18 protein-coding genes are annotated in these 19,245 nt (G+C 61.2%); 11 read left to right on the forward strand and 7 right to left on the reverse strand.

Features of this window, described 5'->3' with window-relative positions; all coding sequences use genetic code 11:
* Positions 1 to 171 precede the first annotated feature (171 nt).
* Complete coding sequence (locus E8F20_RS06930) at positions 172 to 1,092, reverse strand: LysR family transcriptional regulator (protein ID WP_280283100.1); 921 nt, start codon at positions 1,090 to 1,092, stop codon at positions 172 to 174.
* Positions 1,093 to 1,207: 115 nt separating this feature from the next.
* Here E8F20_RS06930 and E8F20_RS06935 point away from each other — a divergent pair, with 115 nt between their 5' ends.
* The 5 genes from E8F20_RS06935 (at position 1,208) to E8F20_RS06955 (ending at position 6,244) form a co-directional block, all read left to right on the forward strand.
* Positions 1,208 to 1,657 carry a carboxymuconolactone decarboxylase family protein gene (locus E8F20_RS06935; protein WP_280283101.1) on the forward strand — a complete coding sequence of 150 codons (450 nt, stop codon included), beginning with the start codon at positions 1,208 to 1,210 and terminating at the stop codon, positions 1,655 to 1,657.
* The gene (locus E8F20_RS06940) at positions 1,654 to 2,076 is read left to right on the forward strand and encodes a cupin domain-containing protein (RefSeq protein WP_280283102.1); all 423 of its coding nucleotides are present in this window, start codon (positions 1,654 to 1,656) and stop codon (positions 2,074 to 2,076) included. The genes E8F20_RS06935 and E8F20_RS06940 overlap by 4 nt, the downstream gene beginning before the upstream one ends.
* A 118-nt stretch (positions 2,077 to 2,194) precedes the next feature.
* Positions 2,195 to 2,323: a co-regulatory protein PtrA N-terminal domain-containing protein gene (locus E8F20_RS06945; protein WP_280283103.1), complete on the forward strand. Its 129-nt coding sequence runs from the start codon at positions 2,195 to 2,197 to the stop codon at positions 2,321 to 2,323.
* Positions 2,324 to 2,693: 370 nt separating this feature from the next.
* Positions 2,694 to 4,745 (forward strand): multicopper oxidase domain-containing protein, encoded by a 2,052-nt coding sequence (locus E8F20_RS06950; RefSeq protein ID WP_280283104.1) that lies wholly within the window; start codon positions 2,694 to 2,696, stop codon positions 4,743 to 4,745.
* A 230-nt stretch (positions 4,746 to 4,975) separates the two neighbouring features.
* Entirely contained in the window at positions 4,976 to 6,244 is a 1,269-nt protein-coding gene (locus tag E8F20_RS06955; protein ID WP_280283105.1) for a HAMP domain-containing sensor histidine kinase, read from the forward strand.
* A 42-nt stretch (positions 6,245 to 6,286) separates the two neighbouring features.
* On the opposite strand, the gene E8F20_RS06960 is transcribed toward E8F20_RS06955, so the two are convergent.
* A complete protein-coding gene (locus E8F20_RS06960) occupies positions 6,287 to 6,961 on the reverse strand; it encodes a nitroreductase (RefSeq protein WP_280283106.1) in 675 nt (224 codons plus the stop codon).
* A 924-nt stretch (positions 6,962 to 7,885) separates the two neighbouring features.
* Here E8F20_RS06960 and E8F20_RS06965 point away from each other — a divergent pair.
* Positions 7,886 to 9,142 carry an OprD family porin gene (locus tag E8F20_RS06965; protein WP_280283107.1) on the forward strand — a complete coding sequence of 419 codons (1,257 nt, stop codon included), beginning with the start codon at positions 7,886 to 7,888 and terminating at the stop codon, positions 9,140 to 9,142.
* Positions 9,143 to 9,213: 71 nt separating this feature from the next.
* On the opposite strand, the gene E8F20_RS06970 is transcribed toward E8F20_RS06965, so the two are convergent.
* The gene (locus tag E8F20_RS06970) at positions 9,214 to 9,420 is read right to left on the reverse strand and encodes a hypothetical protein (protein ID WP_280283108.1); all 207 of its coding nucleotides are present in this window, start codon (positions 9,418 to 9,420) and stop codon (positions 9,214 to 9,216) included.
* Between the two features lie 367 nt (positions 9,421 to 9,787).
* On the opposite strand from E8F20_RS06970, the gene nhaA reads away from it, so the two are divergent.
* Both nhaA and E8F20_RS06980 read left to right on the forward strand, forming a co-directional pair.
* Positions 9,788 to 11,164 carry a Na+/H+ antiporter NhaA gene (gene nhaA, locus E8F20_RS06975; protein ID WP_280283109.1) on the forward strand — a complete coding sequence of 459 codons (1,377 nt, stop codon included), beginning with the start codon at positions 9,788 to 9,790 and terminating at the stop codon, positions 11,162 to 11,164.
* 157 nt (positions 11,165 to 11,321) lie between these two features.
* Complete coding sequence (locus E8F20_RS06980; protein ID WP_280283110.1) at positions 11,322 to 12,167, forward strand: alpha/beta hydrolase; 846 nt, start codon at positions 11,322 to 11,324, stop codon at positions 12,165 to 12,167.
* Between the two features lie 19 nt (positions 12,168 to 12,186).
* Here the strand turns inward: E8F20_RS06980 and E8F20_RS06985 are convergent, their stop codons facing one another.
* Positions 12,187 to 12,798, reverse strand: coding sequence for a TetR/AcrR family transcriptional regulator (locus E8F20_RS06985; protein WP_280283111.1), 612 nt, complete (start codon positions 12,796 to 12,798; stop codon positions 12,187 to 12,189).
* 108 nt (positions 12,799 to 12,906) lie between these two features.
* On the opposite strand from E8F20_RS06985, the gene E8F20_RS06990 reads away from it, so the two are divergent.
* Positions 12,907 to 13,521 carry an NAD(P)H-dependent oxidoreductase gene (locus E8F20_RS06990; RefSeq protein WP_280283112.1) on the forward strand — a complete coding sequence of 205 codons (615 nt, stop codon included), beginning with the start codon at positions 12,907 to 12,909 and terminating at the stop codon, positions 13,519 to 13,521.
* Between the two features lie 14 nt (positions 13,522 to 13,535).
* On the opposite strand, the gene E8F20_RS06995 is transcribed toward E8F20_RS06990, so the two are convergent.
* On the reverse strand, positions 13,536 to 14,315 hold the full coding sequence (locus tag E8F20_RS06995) for a CHAD domain-containing protein (protein WP_280283113.1): 780 nt from the start codon (positions 14,313 to 14,315) through the stop codon (positions 13,536 to 13,538).
* A 164-nt stretch (positions 14,316 to 14,479) separates the two neighbouring features.
* Here E8F20_RS06995 and E8F20_RS07000 point away from each other — a divergent pair, with 164 nt between their 5' ends.
* Together E8F20_RS07000 and E8F20_RS07005 are read left to right on the forward strand one after the other, a co-directional pair.
* Positions 14,480 to 14,896 carry a PaaI family thioesterase gene (locus tag E8F20_RS07000; RefSeq protein ID WP_280283114.1) on the forward strand — a complete coding sequence of 139 codons (417 nt, stop codon included), beginning with the start codon at positions 14,480 to 14,482 and terminating at the stop codon, positions 14,894 to 14,896.
* A gap of 90 nt (positions 14,897 to 14,986) precedes the next feature.
* On the forward strand, positions 14,987 to 16,990 hold the full coding sequence (locus E8F20_RS07005; RefSeq protein WP_280283115.1) for a U32 family peptidase: 2,004 nt from the start codon (positions 14,987 to 14,989) through the stop codon (positions 16,988 to 16,990).
* Positions 16,991 to 17,036: 46 nt separating this feature from the next.
* Here E8F20_RS07005 and E8F20_RS07010 read toward each other — a convergent pair whose 3' ends face one another.
* Entirely contained in the window at positions 17,037 to 17,705 is a 669-nt protein-coding gene (locus E8F20_RS07010) for a TIGR04211 family SH3 domain-containing protein (protein ID WP_280283116.1), read from the reverse strand.
* A gap of 517 nt (positions 17,706 to 18,222) precedes the next feature.
* On the reverse strand, positions 18,223 to 18,978 hold the full coding sequence (locus tag E8F20_RS07015; RefSeq protein WP_280283117.1) for a hypothetical protein: 756 nt from the start codon (positions 18,976 to 18,978) through the stop codon (positions 18,223 to 18,225).
* Positions 18,979 to 19,245 lie beyond the last annotated feature (267 nt).

Consider the following 19,245-nt stretch of genomic DNA (forward strand, 5'->3'; position numbering starts at 1 on the left):
CGTCGCCGCCACCCGTACCGCCATCGGCTGAATCGCCCTGGCCAAAACTAATGCGACTGACCCGGTTGTAAGCATCGCCACAGGCATCCCATCGCCAAGGACTATTCAGACACGGAAATGGTCACTCGTTCATTTGATTTGGTTTTTCGCCAGGGAATCAGGGCAATCGGCCTAGCGTTTCATCGCCCAGAGCGGATCGTTGGCCATTAGCGCTGCTCCCCACTCCGCAAAGGCGCGGACCCGCGCAGACAAATGTCGTGTCGGGGGATACACCAGGCTGATGGGCATGCCATCCATCTCCCAGCCAGGCAGGACCTCAACCAGAGTCCCCGACTGAAAATGGGGACTCGCCTCCGCGCGTGGCACCGAAACGATGCCTAGGCCTGCCATACCGGCCGAGATGTAGGCGCCGCCGTTATTGAACCGCATTGCCGGCATCTGTTCGATCCTGAAGCTGTCGTCGCCTCGCCGCAGTATCGGGATCATTTGCTTGCCTGAGCCGGGAAATGTGAAACCGAGATACCGCTGATGCAGCAAGTCGTCGGGCTTGAGAATCGGCGCGGCGTTCATCAGGTACATCGGTGACGCACAGAGGCAGAAGCGCATCAGCCCCACAGGGCGACACACCAGGTCCTGATCCGCGACCAAGCCACCCCGGAAAGCACAGTCGATGCCTTCCTGGACCAGGTCGACCACTCGTTCGCTGCACCCGACATCCAGCTGAATCTGCGGATGTTGTGCGGTGAACGCCGGTAGTGAAGGAATCACAAGGCAAGTCGCGACGCCAGAAGGCATCTCAACCCTCACCCTGCCCCGTGCCAAGCTGCGACTCTGGGCAACCGACGCCTCAAGTTCGTCGAGGTCATCCAGTACAGAGCGCGCCCTTTCGTAATAGGCGGCACCATCAGTGGTCGGTGTGACTCGTCGCGTGGTCCTGTGCAGCAGCTTCACACCCAGCGACGATTCCAACCCCTGAATCTGGCCGGAGATGGTGGTTTTCGCGACGTTCAACGCCTCCGCCGCCCGGGTAAAGCTTCCCACCTCCACGATCCGGCAGAAGGCACGCATTGCTTCCAATCGATCGAAGGCCATGATTGTCCTGATTTCCGCACAAAGAAAACGATTAAGGCCAGTTTATCCGCGCATTTCCCACCAATAAAGTGCACTCCAGAGCCGAAATCCTTCGGCCACCCTGGAGAGTTCAGCGATGAGTTCCAAACGCCTCAACTACTACCAAGCCGCCCCGCAAGCCATGAAGGCCATGATGGGCCTTGAGAAAGCCGCATCCGAATCGTTGCTGCCACGTTCCCTGCGTGAGCTAGTCCGGATTCGCGCCTCTCAGATCAACGGATGCGCCTACTGCATCGACATGCACACCACCGATGCGGCCAAGGAAGGCGAAAGCCTCCAGCGTCTGATGGCGATTAGCGTCTGGAACGAAACGCCGTTCTTCGATGAGCGCGAACGCGCCGCCCTGCTGTGGACCGAGACGTTGACTCTGGTTGCCACTCGCCATGCGCCGAATGAGATCTACGAACAGGTGGCGGCTGTGTTCACCGAGCAAGAACTGGCAGAACTGACTTTCGTCATTGCCGCGATCAACGCCTGGAATCGCTTCGGCGTCGGCTTTGCGATGCAGCCGGAGTTGGCGCCATGAACCTGTTCGCCAAGACCATCGGAATTGCCTTCATGGGGTTGCTCAGTACCGCTGCCCTGGCCCACGGGAGCGGCGGTGCCGGAGACGAGATCGTCACGCCGGTCGCGCAGACCACTCTGCCGCCCCAGCTATACAGGACGGCCACCGCGCTTCGGGTGGACTTTGCCCCTGGGGCCACCTCGACGCCCCATCGCCACCCCGGACACGTCTTCGTGGTGGTGCTGAGCGGTGAAGTGGAGTCTGCCCTCGACGGCCAGCCTCCGCAGCGCTTCAAGGCAGGCGACGCCTGGTACGAAAGCCCCATGCAGTTGCACCGCATCACTCGTAATGCCAGTGCTTCGGAACCGGCTTCATTGGTGGCCTGGCTGCTGTCCGACGGCAAAGAGGCGCTCGTCCAGCCCGTCAAGTTGAAACCCTAGTTCGCCCTGCAGCGGCAATGCCGCTTCCCCCGGTTGCCGGCAGAAATCGGTGCTCTCGCAACTTTCGATGGAAACGAGAGCGCCACCTTTACTCGAACATCACGTTCCGGAGCTCGATATGAAAGCCCTCAAAATCCTGTTCATTTGTGCCGTCGTGGGCACTGCAGCCCCGGTATTTGCCGAGGGCGGTAGTGACCGTCTGATCGAGCAGATCGACGCCCGCCACGCCTCGTCCATCAGCGGCTAGGCCGCAGCCGGTCCTTTTCCTTGAAGCGTTCAAGTGGCCCGGAAACACCGAAGCACTTCGTCAGGCGTTGATGACGGCCTGATGAACACGACCAGCCCCTACCCCATCGCACACCGCAAACATGATGCGGACGGAGAACCATCTTGAACAATCCCGCCCAGATCAGAGGAACTTCAGTTTTAGAGTCCCGAGACCATTCGCTCCTCAGGTAGCACCGTTCGTGCGTGCAGTTGAAGCTCGCAGCTTCAACTGTTGATTTAGGTCAATTCGAAACGCCTCAGCACAGCCCACAAGAGATCAACCCTTCCTCCAGCCAATTGCTGATAAGGGCTCCAGCAGTCTCTCGTCCCTTGCATGGGGAGATTTAGACATGATCACGAGACGTCAAGTTTTGCAGTACAGCGCATTCGCCGCAGGCGCTTATCTGCTTCCCGCCCCCGCCTTTCTGCGTCAGGCCCAGGCGGTCGCTCTCCTTTCCAATGTCGGCTTGTTGAGCGATCCGGCGCTACAACCGAAGTTCGTCGAGCTTGCGCCCAACGCGTTGGATCCGGCGTTCCTATTCAAAGACCTCAACAGTGACGGTCACCCGAGCAAGCTGCCGAACTTCAACATTCGCATCAGTGAAACCGAGCAGCAGACGGGGCTGATCAACCCGAAGAATGCCAAGAAGTTGTGGACCCGGGTCTGGGGGTACGGAAACAAGATCGTGAGCTGGCCGGGCCAGACCATCCAGGTCGTCAGCAGCTCGGCGGGCGGAGCCGACGAGACGCTGGTGCGCTGGAGGAACGAACTCAAGAGCAGGCAGCACCTGCTTCCTCTCGATACCAATCTGCACTGGTGCTACTCGCTGCACGGCGAACACTCGGCCAATGGCGTCGACTACCGGCAGTTCAGCGTCAGGGAGAATGGCGTACCGATCAGCACCCACCTCCATGGCGGGAACAGCGATTTCCAGTTCGACGGTAATCCCGAGTTCTTCTACAGCCCCTATGCCGCAGTAACGGGGCCGCAGTGGGACTTCGTTGAAGGCGGATTCACCGACCGTTTCCGCTACAACAACGCTGTGCCAGCTAACCACCTCTGGTACCACGACCATGCCTTGGGCATTACTCGACTAAACGTCTATGCAGGTCTCGCGGGCCAGTACTTCGTCCGCGACGAATTCGATACGGGCCTTACGGATAATCCGTTGAACCTCCCCGCCTATCCGTACGAACTTGCCTATCTCATCCAGGACCGGATGTTCACCGAGAAAGGCGCGTTGTTCTATCCGGCCTTTCCGGGCGATCCCGCCTACGCCGACTTCATCACCGGCGAAGGCGCGATACTACCTCCCGAACTCTTCCCCAACGGTGGCCCGACCGCGCTGGCCGAGTTCTTCGGCGATCATATCGTCGTCAACGGCAAGATCTGGCCCAAGGCCAATGTCGAGCCGCGTCACTATCGCTTGCGCCTGCTGAACGGCTGCGATTCACGGTTCATGGTGCTCCAGTTCGTAACAGTCGCTACACACGTCACGGATCCTGAGCACCCCAGCGCAGGCGCACCTCTGCCCTTCTGGGTCATTGGCAGCGATCAGGGACTTGGCACTCCGCGCCAGACCGACACCCTGGTGTTCGAGCCAGGCGGACGCTATGACGTCGTCATCGACTTCTCGCAGGTCCCCGCCGGTAGCCGCGTCATCATGAAAAACCTCGGGGGCGATTCGCCGTTTGGCGGCGCCTTCGGTGATGACCTTGCCCCGGAAGACCTGTTCGACGATCGCCAAACCGACCGGGTCATGGCCTTCGACGTGATCAAGCCGAAATCCGGGGTGCCGGATACCTTCAACCCGGCAAGCCTCCCCAGTTATGCGGGCGTATCCGGCGGTGCCTCGACCCGCAGAGTTGCACTCTTCGAAGGCATGGATGAATTCGGGCGGCTCCAGCCTCTGTTGGGCACCGTCAAGGATGGCAACCTCAACGCCACGAATGTCGCCACCGCGTACGCGTGGTTCCAACCCACAACCGAAACTCCGGACGCGGACACCACAGAGATCTGGGAGATCTACAACTTCACTGCTGACGCACACCCGGTCCACCTGCATCTGGTCAACTTCGAGATCCTCGACCGGCAAGTATTCGAGTATCAGGTCACCGGCTCGCAGATGACGCATCAGCACGACGGTATGACCGGCGAGGCACCGGAAATTTCCTTCGTCACAAATTTTGCCCCAGCTCCCATTGGACCGGAGTACTTCGAGGCAGCCCCAAGGGACATGGTCATCGCGTTGCCGGGAAACCCCGAGCCCGAGTCCGGTAATCCCACGGGCCAGATGGTTCGGGTAAAAGCCCACTTCAACAAGTCGGGGCAATATGTATGGCACTGCCACATCCTCTCCCATGAGGACCACGAGATGATGCGGATACTCCAGGTGGTTTGAACGATGCGGTAACTGGACGGCCCCACTGCCCCCAGTCATCCCTGCGACTGTCGATGGACCCTCGGACGCAGGGATCCGGGAAACGTTGAGGCAAGCGCTCTCGCCGGCGACCGTTGATCCTGCGTGGGTGGCTCTGCATCGCCGGGTGCATGCTGACGGCCCAGCGTCTCCGCTAACCCAGCCTAATATGTGCAACATGACCACAGCGGGTCGTTGCTTGGTGGCTACTGATGAAAAACCGTAGTTCGATACGTGGCCGAATGGTCGCTGCCTTTGTGCTGTTAGCGGCGATCATTGGTGGGGTATTCGCCGGCTCAGCCTTCTTCGTGATCGAGGCGATCGAGAGCCAACTAATCGATAAGCGCCTGGTTCGAGTAACCGAACAATGGACCGAAGGCTTGAACAGCACAACGCAGCTGCAGACGAGTGACCTGAGCTTCTTCGTCGGTCAGCAGCTGCCACAGTCTTTGCGGAGCTTGAACTCAGGGATCCATGAGTTGCGTCTAAACGGTCGGACGTTGCACGTGTTGATTGGCGAGTTGGATGGCCAGCGCTATGCCGTCGTGGATGACCAAAGCGACTTCGAAGCGATTGAAGACCGCACCTATATGGCCTTGAGCCTGGCATTTCTAGGCGGGCTCGCATTGGCGTTACTCGTTGGGCGGGCCAGCGCAAGCAAGGTGATTCTGCCCCTGACTGAACTGGCCTCCGCAGTTCAGGATGAGCAGCGAGAGGAAAGGCTTCCCGGGCTCGATGCAACTGACGAGCTCGGCGTATTGGCCCGTGCGATCGAGGATCGCACTAATCAACTGAACCGGGCCCTCCAGCGCGAGCGTTGGTTCACGGCTGACGTCAGCCATGAACTGCGCAATCCGCTGACTATTTTGCTCGGCGCAGCGGAAGCCCTGAGGCGGGGGTTGAAGGATCATCCCAAATTGCAGGCGATGACCGAGTGCATTCGGCAAAACGCTGCGGACATCGCTCAACAAATGGGCGCCTTGTTGGAACTGGCGCAGGTGCCTGAGAGTAGCCACCTTTTCCGTATAGCCTTGCGTCCGCTGATTGAGCAGGAACTGCAGCGCTGCCAGCCGTTGCTACTGGGAAAACCTGTGGAGATCGAGTTTATCTCGACTGATGACGTGCTCGTCCCCGCCATTCCGGAGTTGGTTTCCATTGCGGTGAGCCACCTCCTTCGTAATGCCTGCTTGCACACTGAAAGGGGGGTAATAACCATACATTTGAGCGCTGGAGGGATCGCAATCGAGGACAATGGGACCGGGGTATTTGACGCCCCCAGCAGGGGACCATTCAAACGACCAACATGCGCTCATGGCGAAACCAGTAGCGGGCCTGGTTTGAATTTGTCCATCGTCAAGCGAGTGGCAGATCACTTGGGTTGGACAGTGCGCCATACGTCAGTGACTTCGGGAGGTAGCCGATACATCCTGGAGTTCGACGACAGGCGCAGCCACGTCTTGCAGATGGCGTTTGCAGGCTGAAATAGTTCAGTGGGTCGATGTGCTATCCATGCCCTGACCTCGTCAATCAAATCCCTTGAGGACAGCAAACTCCTCCACCGGCGCGCGCTCGGAGCGCAGGTTGTTCACCACCGCCGACGCGTCCGCATGACCCAGGGCCATGCCGCAATAAACCAGCTCCTGCTCCGGCAGCCCGAAGTGCCGATGCAGGCTTTGGCGCACCATCGCCCACGCCTCCTGCATGCAGGTCGATAGCCCCTGCTCTTCCGCTGCCAGTGCCAACGACTGCATGAACATGCCCAAATGCGCCCACTGGCCGTGCCCCATGGCGCGGTCGATGACGAAGAACAGCCCGACTGGCGCCCCGAAGAACTGGTAGTTGCGCGCCACCGCACGCAGCCGAGCAGCCTTGTCTTCACGCGGTATACCCATCAGTGCATAGAGGTCTTCGCCGACTCGATAACGACGCGTCCGGTAGGGTTCGGCCAACCCTTCCGGATAGATGGGGTAGTCACCCGCTTCGCCGCGAGGGTTGCGCGCCAGGGTTTCCATGGCCAGGCGTTCCACGGCGAGTTTCTCGGCGCCACTGACCACAATCACCTTCCACGGCTGCAGGTTGCCGCCGGACGGCGACCAGCGCGCCGTTTCCAGCAAGTCCAGGACCTGTTGCGCAATGACGGGCTTGTCACTGAACGCGCGGACGGAAATGCGTTTCTTCAGAAGCTCGGCTACGGACATGGTGTGTTTTCCTGGCGGGTTCAACGGCAGTCAACTCGAGATCGGTTCGAACATCAATACCCTGGTGAGGCACAGCCCTCATCTCCCCAATGGGCCGGCATTCATATTGGAAGCGAGCGAACGGCTGCATCTTGCCGGCGGCTATAAGAGCGTTCAGTGACTGTTTCCAGAAATAAAAAAAGGCCGCCTTGGGCAAGGCGGCCATTAAATAAAACCAAAGGAATGATGAAGCGGAGGAGCCGATCGCATTTCTTGGGGGAGGACCAGAAAGTGCGTCCGGCCAATATCTTCATCGAGGCCCAGTTTACTGGTTTCACCTCGACGCCCAAATCAAACGCCTTGATAGCAACTATTGATGACGACCCATAGGAATCTTTGAATTTAGCTGTTATTTGCCACGCTTACGACATTTTACCGGGCTTGACAACCTGTCGCCAATTGACACTCAGGTCGCACAAATTTCATGCGAATCAACCCTTTAAGCTTTGCGTCAATGCTCGGAGCAATATTGCAAGCCCCCCCCTTAACGCATTTACATGATCCAGACAATCCCTGCATGGCTACGCGCATAAAAAAAGCCGCCTCCGAAGAAGCGGCCTAAATCAAAGAGTAACTCGATGAAGCATCTGCCAACTCACACAAGCGATTGTGCAAGTTCATCCTTCATCAGGCGCAGGATACCCGTCCTGTAAATTTCGTAAACATTGATATCATTGATACATGAAATTGATGATTACAGTTTTTTCAGTTGCCCGAACCGTGATAACTGTTTGCGCGCATCGCGTCGGCACAGCCGGCCACCAGAACGATAATGAATGGATATGCTTGTCAGGACCGGGCAGTGTCACTGTTCCTGGTCATTGATAGCGCCTTGAATTCCTGCCAATCCCAATACCAACAAAGCGACCATCAGGAGCAACCGTGATGCAATTCAATCCTCTGAGCGCCCTGGCACTGGCGGTTTCCGCCGCCATCAGCCTGCCCGCCCTCGCCAGCGAGCAATCCGAATCCAAGGGCTTCGTCGAAGACGCAAGCGCGACCTTGCTGCTGCGCAACGCCTACTTCAACCGTGACTTCAAGGACCGCACCAACGACGCCAAGACCTGGGGCCAGGGTTTCATCGGTACCTTCGAATCCGGTTTCACCCAGGGCACCGTCGGTTTCGGCGTCGACGCCTACGGCTTGCTCGGCGTGAAGCTGGACAGCGGCCGGGGCCGCAATTACAGCGCCTTCTTCGATACCGACAGCGACGGCCATCCGGTGGATGACCTCTCTGAAGCCGGCGGCGTGCTCAAGCTGCGCGTCTCCAACACCGTGCTCAAGTACGGTAACCAGTTCCCCAACCTGCCCGTACTCGCCCATGACGACAGCCGCCTGCTGCCCCAGGCCTTCACCGGCACCCTGGTTACCAGCAAGGAAATCGAGGGCCTGGAACTGAACGTCGGACGCTTCACCGGCGACAGCCCCATGGGCGACCCGGCGCGCGACCCCAACCGCCTGAAGAGCATCGATGTGATCGGCGGCAGCTACGCGGTCAGTGATGACTTCAGTGTGTCGCTCTACCACTCCGACGTGGAGGACATGTACAAGAAGTACTACGCCAACCTGAACTACAACATCCCGTTCAGTGATGAGCAGGCGCTGAACTTCGACTTCAACATCTACCGCACCAAGTACGACGACGGCTCTGTGGCTGCACTGGCGTTCGGCGGTGATGGCCATGACGACAAGAACACCCTCTGGAGCCTGGCAGCCAAGTACAGCATCGGCGCCCACGCGTTCATCGTGGCCCACCAGCGCAATACCGGCGATGCCGGCTATGCCTACGACTTCGGCGACGGTGGCAGCACCATCTACGTGGCCAACTCCTACTACTCCGACTTCAACCTGGAAGACGAACAGTCCTGGCAGGCCAGCTACGAGCTGGACTTCAGCACCTATGGCGTACCGGGCTTGAGCTACAAGTTCGCCTACGTGCGTGGCACCGATATCGTCGCCGGCGGCGAGAATGACGGTACCGAGCGCGAGATCTTCAACCAGTTCAAGTACGTTGTGCAGGACGGCCCGGCCAAGGACCTCTCCTTCAAGCTGCGCAACTCCATCTACCGCGCCGACAACCAGGTAGGCCCGGACCTCAACGAAGTCCGCGCCTTCATCGAGTACCCACTCAGCATTCTCTGATGAGCATGGTCGCGCCGGTTCGCCGGCGCGATTTCCCCTCCCAGGCCGTTCAAGCCTGTGACTCGATACCGCTAGCGACTGCCCTTCTCCTTGCCTGATTCAGCCGAGTCCCTTTCCTGCCCTGCTCCCCTGGGACGGTCGAGACGGTTCGAGGGAATCCTGATCAGCTGGTAGACCAGCCGGTCGACGACGGCGCGCACATGCGCGATCCAGCCGCGCAGACCCTTCCGTTTCGGCGAGGTCGACGGCCCGGAGCGAATGGGAATAATCTTGGCCATGGCAGTGCCTCCTCTTAGTCAACTGATGAGACCAGCGTGCGCTTGAGCCCCGGCGCTCGCGTTGACCTGCAGCAACTGATTCGGATGCTGCGGATGCACACCGGCCTGCTTGCCGCTTGTTCGATTGACCCGAATCGAATGCCTGCAACCGGAACCGGCACAACTCGCCCCGGATGATCGACGGCCTGGCACTTTGAGCGGCTCGGCCCCGACCTCATGGAGCAAGGGGCAGCTCCAGGCGGCGGGCAAGAAGTGGCTAGTCAAATCGGCTAAGGCGCTGTAGTTTACGTGCCGGGTGTCTGGTTGCTGCCAGACAGGTTTCATGTGTTGGTCGGGCCGCCGCACAAGCTGCTGAGAATTAGCGACCATGAACCAAGCCCCTTCCCCCAAGGCGCTGCCGGCTGCGCAGCGTATTGCCGAAAAGGCATTCTCCGTTCTTGATAAGTTCCTCCACACCGAGGCCATCAGCGGCATTGTCCTGCTGATTGCGGCGGCATTTGCACTGGCCTGGGCAAACTCGCCCTTTGCCAGTGGCTACGAACATTTGTGGCACCTGCCGCTGTCATTCGGTCTGGGGGATTTCGTCATCTCGAAGTCGCTGCATTTCTGGATCAACGATGCCCTGATGACGGTGTTCTTCCTGGTAGTCGGCATGGAAATTCGCCGGGAAATCCACGAAGGCGCACTGGCCAACCTCAAGCTGGCAGCCTTGCCGATGGTTGCTGCGTTTGGCGGGGTCGTCGTACCCGCCCTGCTGTATCTCTCGCTCAACAACGTCGATGGCTTGCGCCAGGGCTGGGCGGTCCCGACGGCCACCGACATTGCCTTCGCGGTGGGCGTGCTGGCCCTGCTCGGGCGCTCGGTGCCCGCTTCGGTGCGCATCTTCCTGCTTGCACTCGCAATCATCGACGACATCGTCGCGGTGCTGATCATCGCGCTGTTCTATTCAGGCGGCCTGGACCCGGTGGGATTCGTCATCGCTGCAGCGGGAGTCCTGTTGGTGCTGGGCCTGCAGCGCATCGGAATCGGTTCGGCCTATGCCTACCTGCTACCCGGTGCGTTGCTCTGGTTCGGCCTGCTGAAAACCGGCGCCCACCCCACGTTGGCGGGTGTGGTGCTGGGCCTGATGACACCCGTCCGCCCAGTCAAACTCATGGAGCCGCCGTTGCAAACGGCAACCCGTGCCATCACTGATTTTGCCGCGCGCGAGCATGACTCGAACGGCGATGCCGCAGAGCTGATTCAACCCATCAAACAGCTCCGCCAGGCCCAGCGCGAGCTCCTGCCCCCGGTAACACGCATACAGCTGGCGTTGCACCCTTGGGTCGCCTTTCTGGTGATGCCGCTGTTCGCCTTGGCCAACGCCGGGGTGAGCCTCGATGGCGTGGACCTCGGTGAGGCCGGTTCCCTCGCAGTGCTTTCGGGTGTCGCGCTGGCCCTGGTCGTGGGTAAGCCGCTGGGGGTCCTGTGTACCAGCTGGCTTATGGTTCGCCTGGGATGGTGCAGTCTGCCGCCCGGCATGACCTGGCCCTGGATGGCACTGATCGGATGTCTGGCCGGGATCGGCTTCACCATGTCGATCTTCATCGCCAATCTTGCTTTCACCCAGCAGGACCTGTTGAGCGCTGCCAAGCTCGGTGTCCTGGCGGCCTCCGTTGTAGCCGGCGTCATCGGCCTGGCCTATGGACGAGTACTGGCAGCCCGCGCTCGGGCGATCGGCGGTCAAGGCCCTGCCGAGCACTGAGGAAACGCTCGACGACTCCAGTCCGCCGCCGGAGCCTGGTCTACCCTGCATGGTTGCCACCATTGCATTGCGGACCAGGTGTTGCGGCCGCTGCGCGCGATGACGGCATTACCGCCATTCCTGACCCAGCCGCTCAGCGCCGAGAAGGAGCCACGTCATGCCGAACGCCCAATCCGCCAGTCAGGTGCCCAACCAGTTCATTGAATGCAATGGCCGCCGTCTGGCCTACCGGGTGATCGGCGAAGGCACGCCGATGGTCCTGTGCCTGCGCTTTCGCGGCGTCATGGACTCCTGGGATCCCGCCTTTCTCGACGAGCTCGCGGAACTGGGCTTCAAGGTGCATGTGTTCGACTACAGTGGCCTGGGCCTGTCTGGCGGTACGCGCACCTATGACCCGGCATCGCTGGCGCGCGACACACTCGAACTGATCAACGCCTTGGGGCTGAGCAGGGTCGTGCTCGGGGGCTGGTCCCTGGGCGGCATTGCTGCACAGGTGGCCATGCTGCAAGCGCCGCAACGGGTCAGTCATCTTGTACTGATTGGCACTACGCCCCCCGGCCAATTGGTGAAGACCGGCGAGGCGCTGTTCTACGAACTGGCACGTCGGGAAAACGACTTCGAGGATTTCGTGAAGCTCTTTTTCGAACCGGCGTCGGCTGCCAGCCGCGAAGCCGCCGTACGCTCCGCCGAGCGCATCGCTGCACGCCAGGACGGGCGATGCCCCGAGGTACCCCATGAATGGGCCGGCCAGCAGCTGGGGGATGGGCCACGCAATCCGATGTTCCCGCTGCAGCCTGCGCTGGATGCGCTTTGCACAACCAGCACGCCGGTCCTGCATCTCGGCGGCGACCATGACATCGTATTCCCGGTCGAAAACTGGCACGCACTGAGCCGCGCCCTGCCGACCCTTCACCTGGTGACGCTGCCAAGCACGGGCCATGGGCCGCACCTGCAGTACCCGCACGCCAGCGCCAGGCACATAGCGGCTTTCGTTGCGGGCTGAGGAGAATCAGGTGCCGGGATCAGCCCCGCTGGGCACTGCGCTCGACCATAGCCACGATGGTTTCGCGGAGTTCGTCCTGCGCTTCTTGCGGCGTGATTTCGCCGGTGGCGGCGGCATGGGACAGCGCCTCCGCCGCCCCCAGCATCGCTCGCAAGCCTGCTGTAGCAACGCCGTTTCCACCGGCGAATGGCACCAGGGCGTCGCGGCATTTCTCCAGGAACGCCGATTCAAACCCGCATTTGATGGACTCAAGCTCCGGCGAGCCAGCCAGTGCCGCGATCACGCCAGGGATCTCGCGGCCCTGGAGCAGCACGCACTCGACATAGGACGAGGCGATTACCCCCGCCCTGCCCTGCAAACTCTCCTCGCTGGCCTGTAGTGCGGCATACATCGCCGCCGTCTGGCGTGCATCGAACTCCATGTACAGCGCTGCAAGCAGCCCCGCCCGGGTACCGAAATGGTCGTAAACCACCGGCTTGGTAACGCCAGCCTGCTCGGCCAGCCGGCCCAGGGACAGGGCGTCGGTGCCCTCCTCCCGGATCAACTGCCAGGCCGTATCCAGCAGCTGTCGCTGCCGCTCTTCCCTGGATAAGCGGCGACGCGGACGCGTTTGATCTTCATGTGTTGACACAGCAAACCTACCGAAAGTAACTTACCAATCGTAACTTACCGAAAGTAACTTGTGCTCAGCATATCGAGCGCGTCTCTCAGCCGCAATCAGCCAATTGGAGTTCTTACCATGCATGCCCTGATCGTCGTTGCCCATCACGATCCCCGCTCGCTCACCCATAGCCTCGCATCACAGGTCGCCGCAGGATTGGGCTTGGCCGGCCACAGCGCCGAGATCGGTGATCTCGCCCAGGAAGGTTTCGACCCGAGGTTCAACCTCGCGGACCATGCCGTCCACCGCCACCAGCTAGCACCGCCTGCCGAGGTAGCCGCCGAACAGGCCCGCATCGACCGGTCCGACGCCCTGGTGCTGGTCTTCCCTGTGTACTGGTGGTCGATGCCAGGGCTGCTCAAGGGCTGGATCGACCGCGTGTTCGCCAACGGCTGGGCGTTTGAATACAGCCTGGAAGGGGGGCTCACGAAGAAACTGCGAAACCTCAAGGTTCACCTGATTGGCGTAGCCGGCGCGGATGCCGGCACCTTTGAGCGGCATGGCTATCGCCAGGCCATGAAGACGCAGATCGATCACGGGATATTCGACTACTGTGGTGCCCGCGTGCTGACCTCCGAACTGTTCTTCGAATCGGAGTCCAGCGATCCGGTGCCTCACCTGGAGGCCGCGCGCTCCATCGGCCTCAGATTGTTCGAGGTTATTCCGCAGTACGAAGTGGCTGGTGTCGCTTGAACAGCCAGGGCGCCCTACCGCACGGTGGGCGCCTGTTCCGCCAGGTACTCGGCGAGGATCGAGAGTTCGACTTCAGCGGCCTTCAGTTCCGACTCGCCGGCGATTTCCCAGCGATCCTTGAGCACCAGCAGGTCCGCCTCCTGGTCGGCCTTGAGGCACCACTGGAAGTGGTCGTGCCAATCCCCCAGGGCGGATTGCACGGCCTTCAGGGCAGGGATTGCGTCATGGGGAATGGGTGAGAGATTCGGGTATGCCTCATGCACGTAGCGCATGCGCTTGACCAGCAGACGCAGCGCATGGCGGTCGAACGCAGGGTCTGCCAGGGCCTCGCGTAGACGCTGCAACTGCCGCTGCAGGCGAATCCGCACCCGGTCGCGGAGCTGCTCCAGTTCGCCCTGTCGATCGGCCTCGCGCATCCGCGCCGGCCAACCATCCAGCACGGCCATGAAGCGTTGCACCGTGGCGCTGTTCTCGATAACGGCATAGCGGGATTCGAGCAGGTGTTTGCGTCGCCCTGCCTGGTCATGAAAGCCCTGGCGCTGCAGTTCGGCGATCAGCACTTCAAGGTCGCGTACCGGCGTGGTCAACCGGCCTACATCGGCCGCAGCGGCATCCAGCTCCTTCGTGGCATCCAGTCGGCGCATGGGCCGCAGCAGGCTGCGCAACTTGCGCAGGCTGATTCGCAGGTCGTGGAGCGCCTCATCATCAGTCCGGCAGGCAAGCCGCGCATAGGCGTGATGAATCCCGACTTCCAGCACCAGAACCTGAGCGACTATCGAATCGATGAATGACATCCCGGCTACCCTTCGAAACCCTGTCCGGGGGAGCTTAGCCAAGGAAGATGAGCGTGTTATTGCACGAGATCAAATACGCTTCTGGCGGCTGAGGGAGCGGACATGGACAGGCCGGGATGGTTGTGGCAGCGTCCGCTCGACCATGGCACACCAGGGAGTCCGGAATGGCCGACAAGAAAGAAGCGATAGCCCGATTCATCCAGCAGGAATTTCCCCAGACCCGCGTCGTGGTCGAAGCCGTGGGCGACCGTAGCGCACGGGTTTCGCAGGAGGTGGGCGAGTCTGACTTGCGCCCTGGCGGCACCGTCTCCGGCCCCACCTTGATGGCGATTGCCGACGTAGCGCTCTACATCGCCCTGCTGGGCGAGATCGGCATCGTGCCGCTGGCAGTCACCACCAGCTTGACCATCAACTTCCTGCGCAAGCCCGAAGCACGCAAACGCGTGATTGGCGAGTGCCAACTGATGAAGGTCGGCAAGACCCTGGCCGTGGGAGAGGTTTCACTCTATTCGGAGGGGCTGGAGGAACCGGTGGCCCATGTGGTGGGCACCTACTCGATTCCTCCGGCCCGCCTCACCTGACCATCGACCACCATCCGGCACCCCATGGATGCCCGGGTGGCGCATGCCCGCTACAATGCGCCACTTGCACCCGTGCCGAACGTGATTGACATGCCTCTGCCAAAAAACCAATTAGAACTGCTCAGCCCCGCCCGTGACGTCAACATTGCCCGCGAGGCCATCCTGCATGGCGCCGACGCCGTGTACATCGGCGGCCCGAGTTTCGGCGCGCGCCACAACGCCTGCAATGAAGTGGCGGATATCGCCAAACTGGTCGAATTCGCCCACCAGTTCCATGTGCGGGTGTTCGTCACCCTCAACACCATCCTTCATGACGACGAGCTGGAGCCGGCGCGCAAGCTGATCCACCAGCTCTACGACGCCGGCGTCGACGCGCTGATCGTGCAGGACATGGGCGTGCTCGAACTGGATATCCCGCCCATCGAACTGCACGCCAGCACCCAGACCGACATCCGCACGCTGGAACGGGCCAGATTCCTCGACCAGGCCGGGTTCTCCCAACTGGTGCTGGCCCGCGAGCTGAACCTCAAGCAGATCCGCGCCATTGCCGATGAAACCGACGCGGCCATCGAATTCTTCATTCACGGTGCGCTTTGCGTCGCCTTCTCCGGCCAGTGCAACATCTCCCATGCGCAGACAGGTCGCAGTGCCAACCGGGGCGATTGCTCCCAGGCCTGCCGCCTGCCCTACACCCTGAAAGACGACCAGGGCCGCGTGGTGGCGTTCGAGAAGCACCTACTGTCGATGAAGGACAACAACCAGAGCGCCAACCTCAGCGCCCTGGTCGATGCCGGCGTGCGCTCCTTCAAGATCGAAGGGCGCTACAAGGACGCGAGCTACGTCAAGAACATCACCGCTTACTACCGCCAGCGCCTGGACGGCATCCTCGCCGAGCGCCCGGACCTCGCCCGCGCCTCCAGCGGCCGTACCGACCACTTCTTCGTGCCGGACCCGGACAAGACCTTCCACCGTGGCAGCACCGATTACTTCGTCACCGAGCGCAAGATCGACATCGGCGCCTTCGACACCCCGACCTTCACCGGCCTGCTGGTTGGCGAAGTCGAGAAAGTCGGCAAGCGCGACCTGATCGTCGTGACCCGCGAGCCGCTGTCCAACGGCGACGGCCTCAACGTACTGGTCAAGCGCGAAGTGGTGGGTTTCCGCGCCAACATCGCCGAGCTCAAGGATGAGTTCGAGGAAGACGGCGACAAGCGCTGGCGCTACCGGGTCGAACCCAACGAGATGCCCGCCGGGCTCTTCCGCCTGCGCCCGAACCACCCACTCTCCCGTAACCTGGACCACAACTGGCAACAGGCCTTGCTGAAGACCTCTGCCGAGCGCCGCATTGGCGTCAAGTGGAAGGCGACCCTGCGCGAAGCGCGCCTGGAACTGACCGCAACCAGCGAAGAAGGCGTGAGTGCGTCGGTCAAACTGGACGGCCCGTTCGGCGCGGCGAACAAGCCCGAGCAGGCCCTGGAGCAGCTGCACGACCTGCTCGGTCAGTTAGGCACCACCCAGTACCACGCCGAGAAGATCGAGCTGGATGCCCCGCAGGCATTCTTCATCCCCAACTCACAGCTCAAGGCCCTGCGCCGCGAAGCCATCGAAGCGCTGACCGCTGCCCGCGTTGCCGCGCATCCGCATGGATACCGCAAGGCCGTCAGTGTGCCGCCTCCGGTCTACCCCGAGGCGCATCTGTCGTTCCTCTACAACGTCTACAACCAGAAAGCGCGCGACTTCTACCACCGCTATGGCGTGCAACTGATCGACGCGGCCTACGAGGCCCATGAAGAGGCCGGCGAAGTGCCGGTGATGATCACCAAGCACTGCCTGCGCTTCTCCTTCAACCTCTGCCCGAAACAGGCCAAGGGCGTCACTGGCGTGCGCACCAAGGTCGCGCCGATGCAACTGGTCCACGGCGACGAAGTGCTGACCCTGAAATTCGACTGCAAACCCTGCGAAATGCATGTGGTGGGCAAGATGAAGGGGCACATCCTCGACCTGCCTCAACCGGGCAGCGCAGCGAGCAATGTGGTCGGCCAGATCAGCCCCGATGACCTGCTGAAGACCATCCGCAACCGCGCGCCGCGCTAAGTTGCGGCGCGCACCGCCAAGGAAGGCCGATGGGCTTCTCGCGTCGTCAGATCCACTGATCGTTACGCTTGCGCCGCACCCGCAGCATGGTCGGCAGGATCAGACCGACGATCAGCCCGGCACCGGCGATGCTGCCGCCGTAAACCATGTAGCGCATCAGTACCTGCTTGTTCTCGTCACCCAGTTGCGCCTGCGCATCGCGCAATTCGGTGCGGACCTGGGTCAGTTCGGCGTCCAGTGCCGAGCGTGCTGCCTGCAGTTCGTCGATCAGCTTCTTGCGCGCGTCGAGTGTCTCCTGCATGCCTTGCACGCGGGTCTTCCAGGTTCCGTCGATGCCTTCCAGTTCGGCGGTTAGTTCGGCCACCTTCTGGTCGAGTTGAGGCAGACGCTCGGCCTGGCCAGGCACTTCCTGCAGGTCGCGACTGGGAATCCACACGGTGCTGCCGTTCTCACCGCGCACCTGGCTGTAGTCCCCCTGGGTCGTCAACAGCTCGACTTTCTGCCCTGAAGTGAGCGTACCGACTATGCGGTAGCCATCAGTCGGGCCGCTGCGCACGTAGGTAGTCAGGCTGTCGCTCACCCAGCGCACGTTGCCGGCGGGCTCCTCGGCCTGGGCCGGCGCAGCCGACGTCAGCAGGCCACCCAACAAGAGCGCAGCGAAGGCGCGAGGCTGGAGCGGAGAAACACCGGCGGAGAAATGACGGGATAGGGGCATGGGCAATCTTCACATGGCGATGGGACAAAACCCGGCATACGGGCGCGAAAGTGGCCGGCCACGCGAAGTGCTCTAGACAGGAACGCGATCAGATGGAGCCAGGGACAGCCCAGCCACCCCTGTAGCGAATGGCCATGCAATCCACCCAATGGGCCGACAGCAGACAGACACCGGGCACCCGGAAGGAGTTCATTCGCATAACCGGCGCGGGATGGGCGGTGTTTCGGGAATGCATCCGGGCGATGCTCTGCCAGTCTGCTCGTGGGGCCTGCTATCACGCCCCGAGCAAGTGCCGTGTTGGGATCCGAAAATCAGTGAATGGCGCAGGCGGGCGGCGGTGCTTTGCCGGGCCAGCACATGGGGCAGCGAGTGTGCCGAAGATCAGAGCCTCCAGACCGCCGCGAGATGGCAAAGGACTTTCACAGCAAACGCGAAAATAACACGGGCCATCCTGGTTATTTTCGCGACGGACCACAACTGGGACAAATATCGCCTCACGCGTGCATGAGTCTTCGGCTCAAAAGCGGTGACTGAGCACCAAGCCGCCACCGGTATCCGGGCTGGAGTCGGAAAATCCCTTGAGCGCGTACAGCTGAACCTTCCACTCGGTGCTGAGCCGTTGTGTCAGGAACAGGGTGAACTCCTGGATTTCGTCACCATCAGACGTCACTTTCTCGCGCCAGTCGTAAGCCGCACCCACGGAGGTGGACGGTGCCAGGCGAGTGACCAGGCCGATCGAGGTGAAGATTGGATCGCGGAAGTCAGTATCCGATGGATCGCCGAATTTCTTCCAGCCCAGCGTGGCGAACCCGCTGATTGCACCGAAGGTTTGAGTGAGGTCGACCTGGGCGGAGTAGTCGGTCTTGCCGGTTCCGAGACAATGGTTCTCGTCGGCCGTCGGCAGTTTCACCTTGCCTACAAGATCCACCAGCAGGCTTCCGCCGTCGCTGCCGTCCAGCAGTGCGTAATCGGCACTTGCCACGGTGTCGCCGACGCCGCTCTCGACGCTGCCGCAGTCGTCACCCGCCAAGGGTTCGCCATCCGGGCCCACCGCCGGGTTGGTGATTCGCAGGTAGGGAATGGTCAACTTGTAGATCATCGGGCCGGTTTCATACTTGCCGACCACTGGGACATACCAGGTCTCACTGGTTGTCGGGGTTCCATAATCGCCCCGCGAATAATCGAGCCCCATCGACATCGTGAATTCGTCCGACAAGGCCGGCAATGCCAGGAACACCAGCAGGCTCGGTGAAATCACGCGCGTGGGGCTCATGATTACCTCGTGACGATACGGACATCGACGTTCACATCAAATGCGTTGCCCCGAAGATGGCCTCACCGCTTACGGCGATAGCCATCCGTTCTCCTGGCTATCAGGCTGACGCCCGGCACGGGACACCCTTCCCAGCATAGACGGCGTGCCGGATTCCGTTTTGGGGTGTGCAGGGCTGCGGTTGTTTGCGTTGGCTATGCCTGCGTTAGTTGTTGCAACGATGAAGGAAGTGCTCTAGTGCAGACCTTCGAGGCTTCCGCGCCAGCC

It is taken from the genome of Pseudomonas sp. BN415, assembly GCF_029871195.1.
Lineage (GTDB): Bacteria > Pseudomonadota > Gammaproteobacteria > Pseudomonadales > Pseudomonadaceae > Metapseudomonas > Metapseudomonas resinovorans.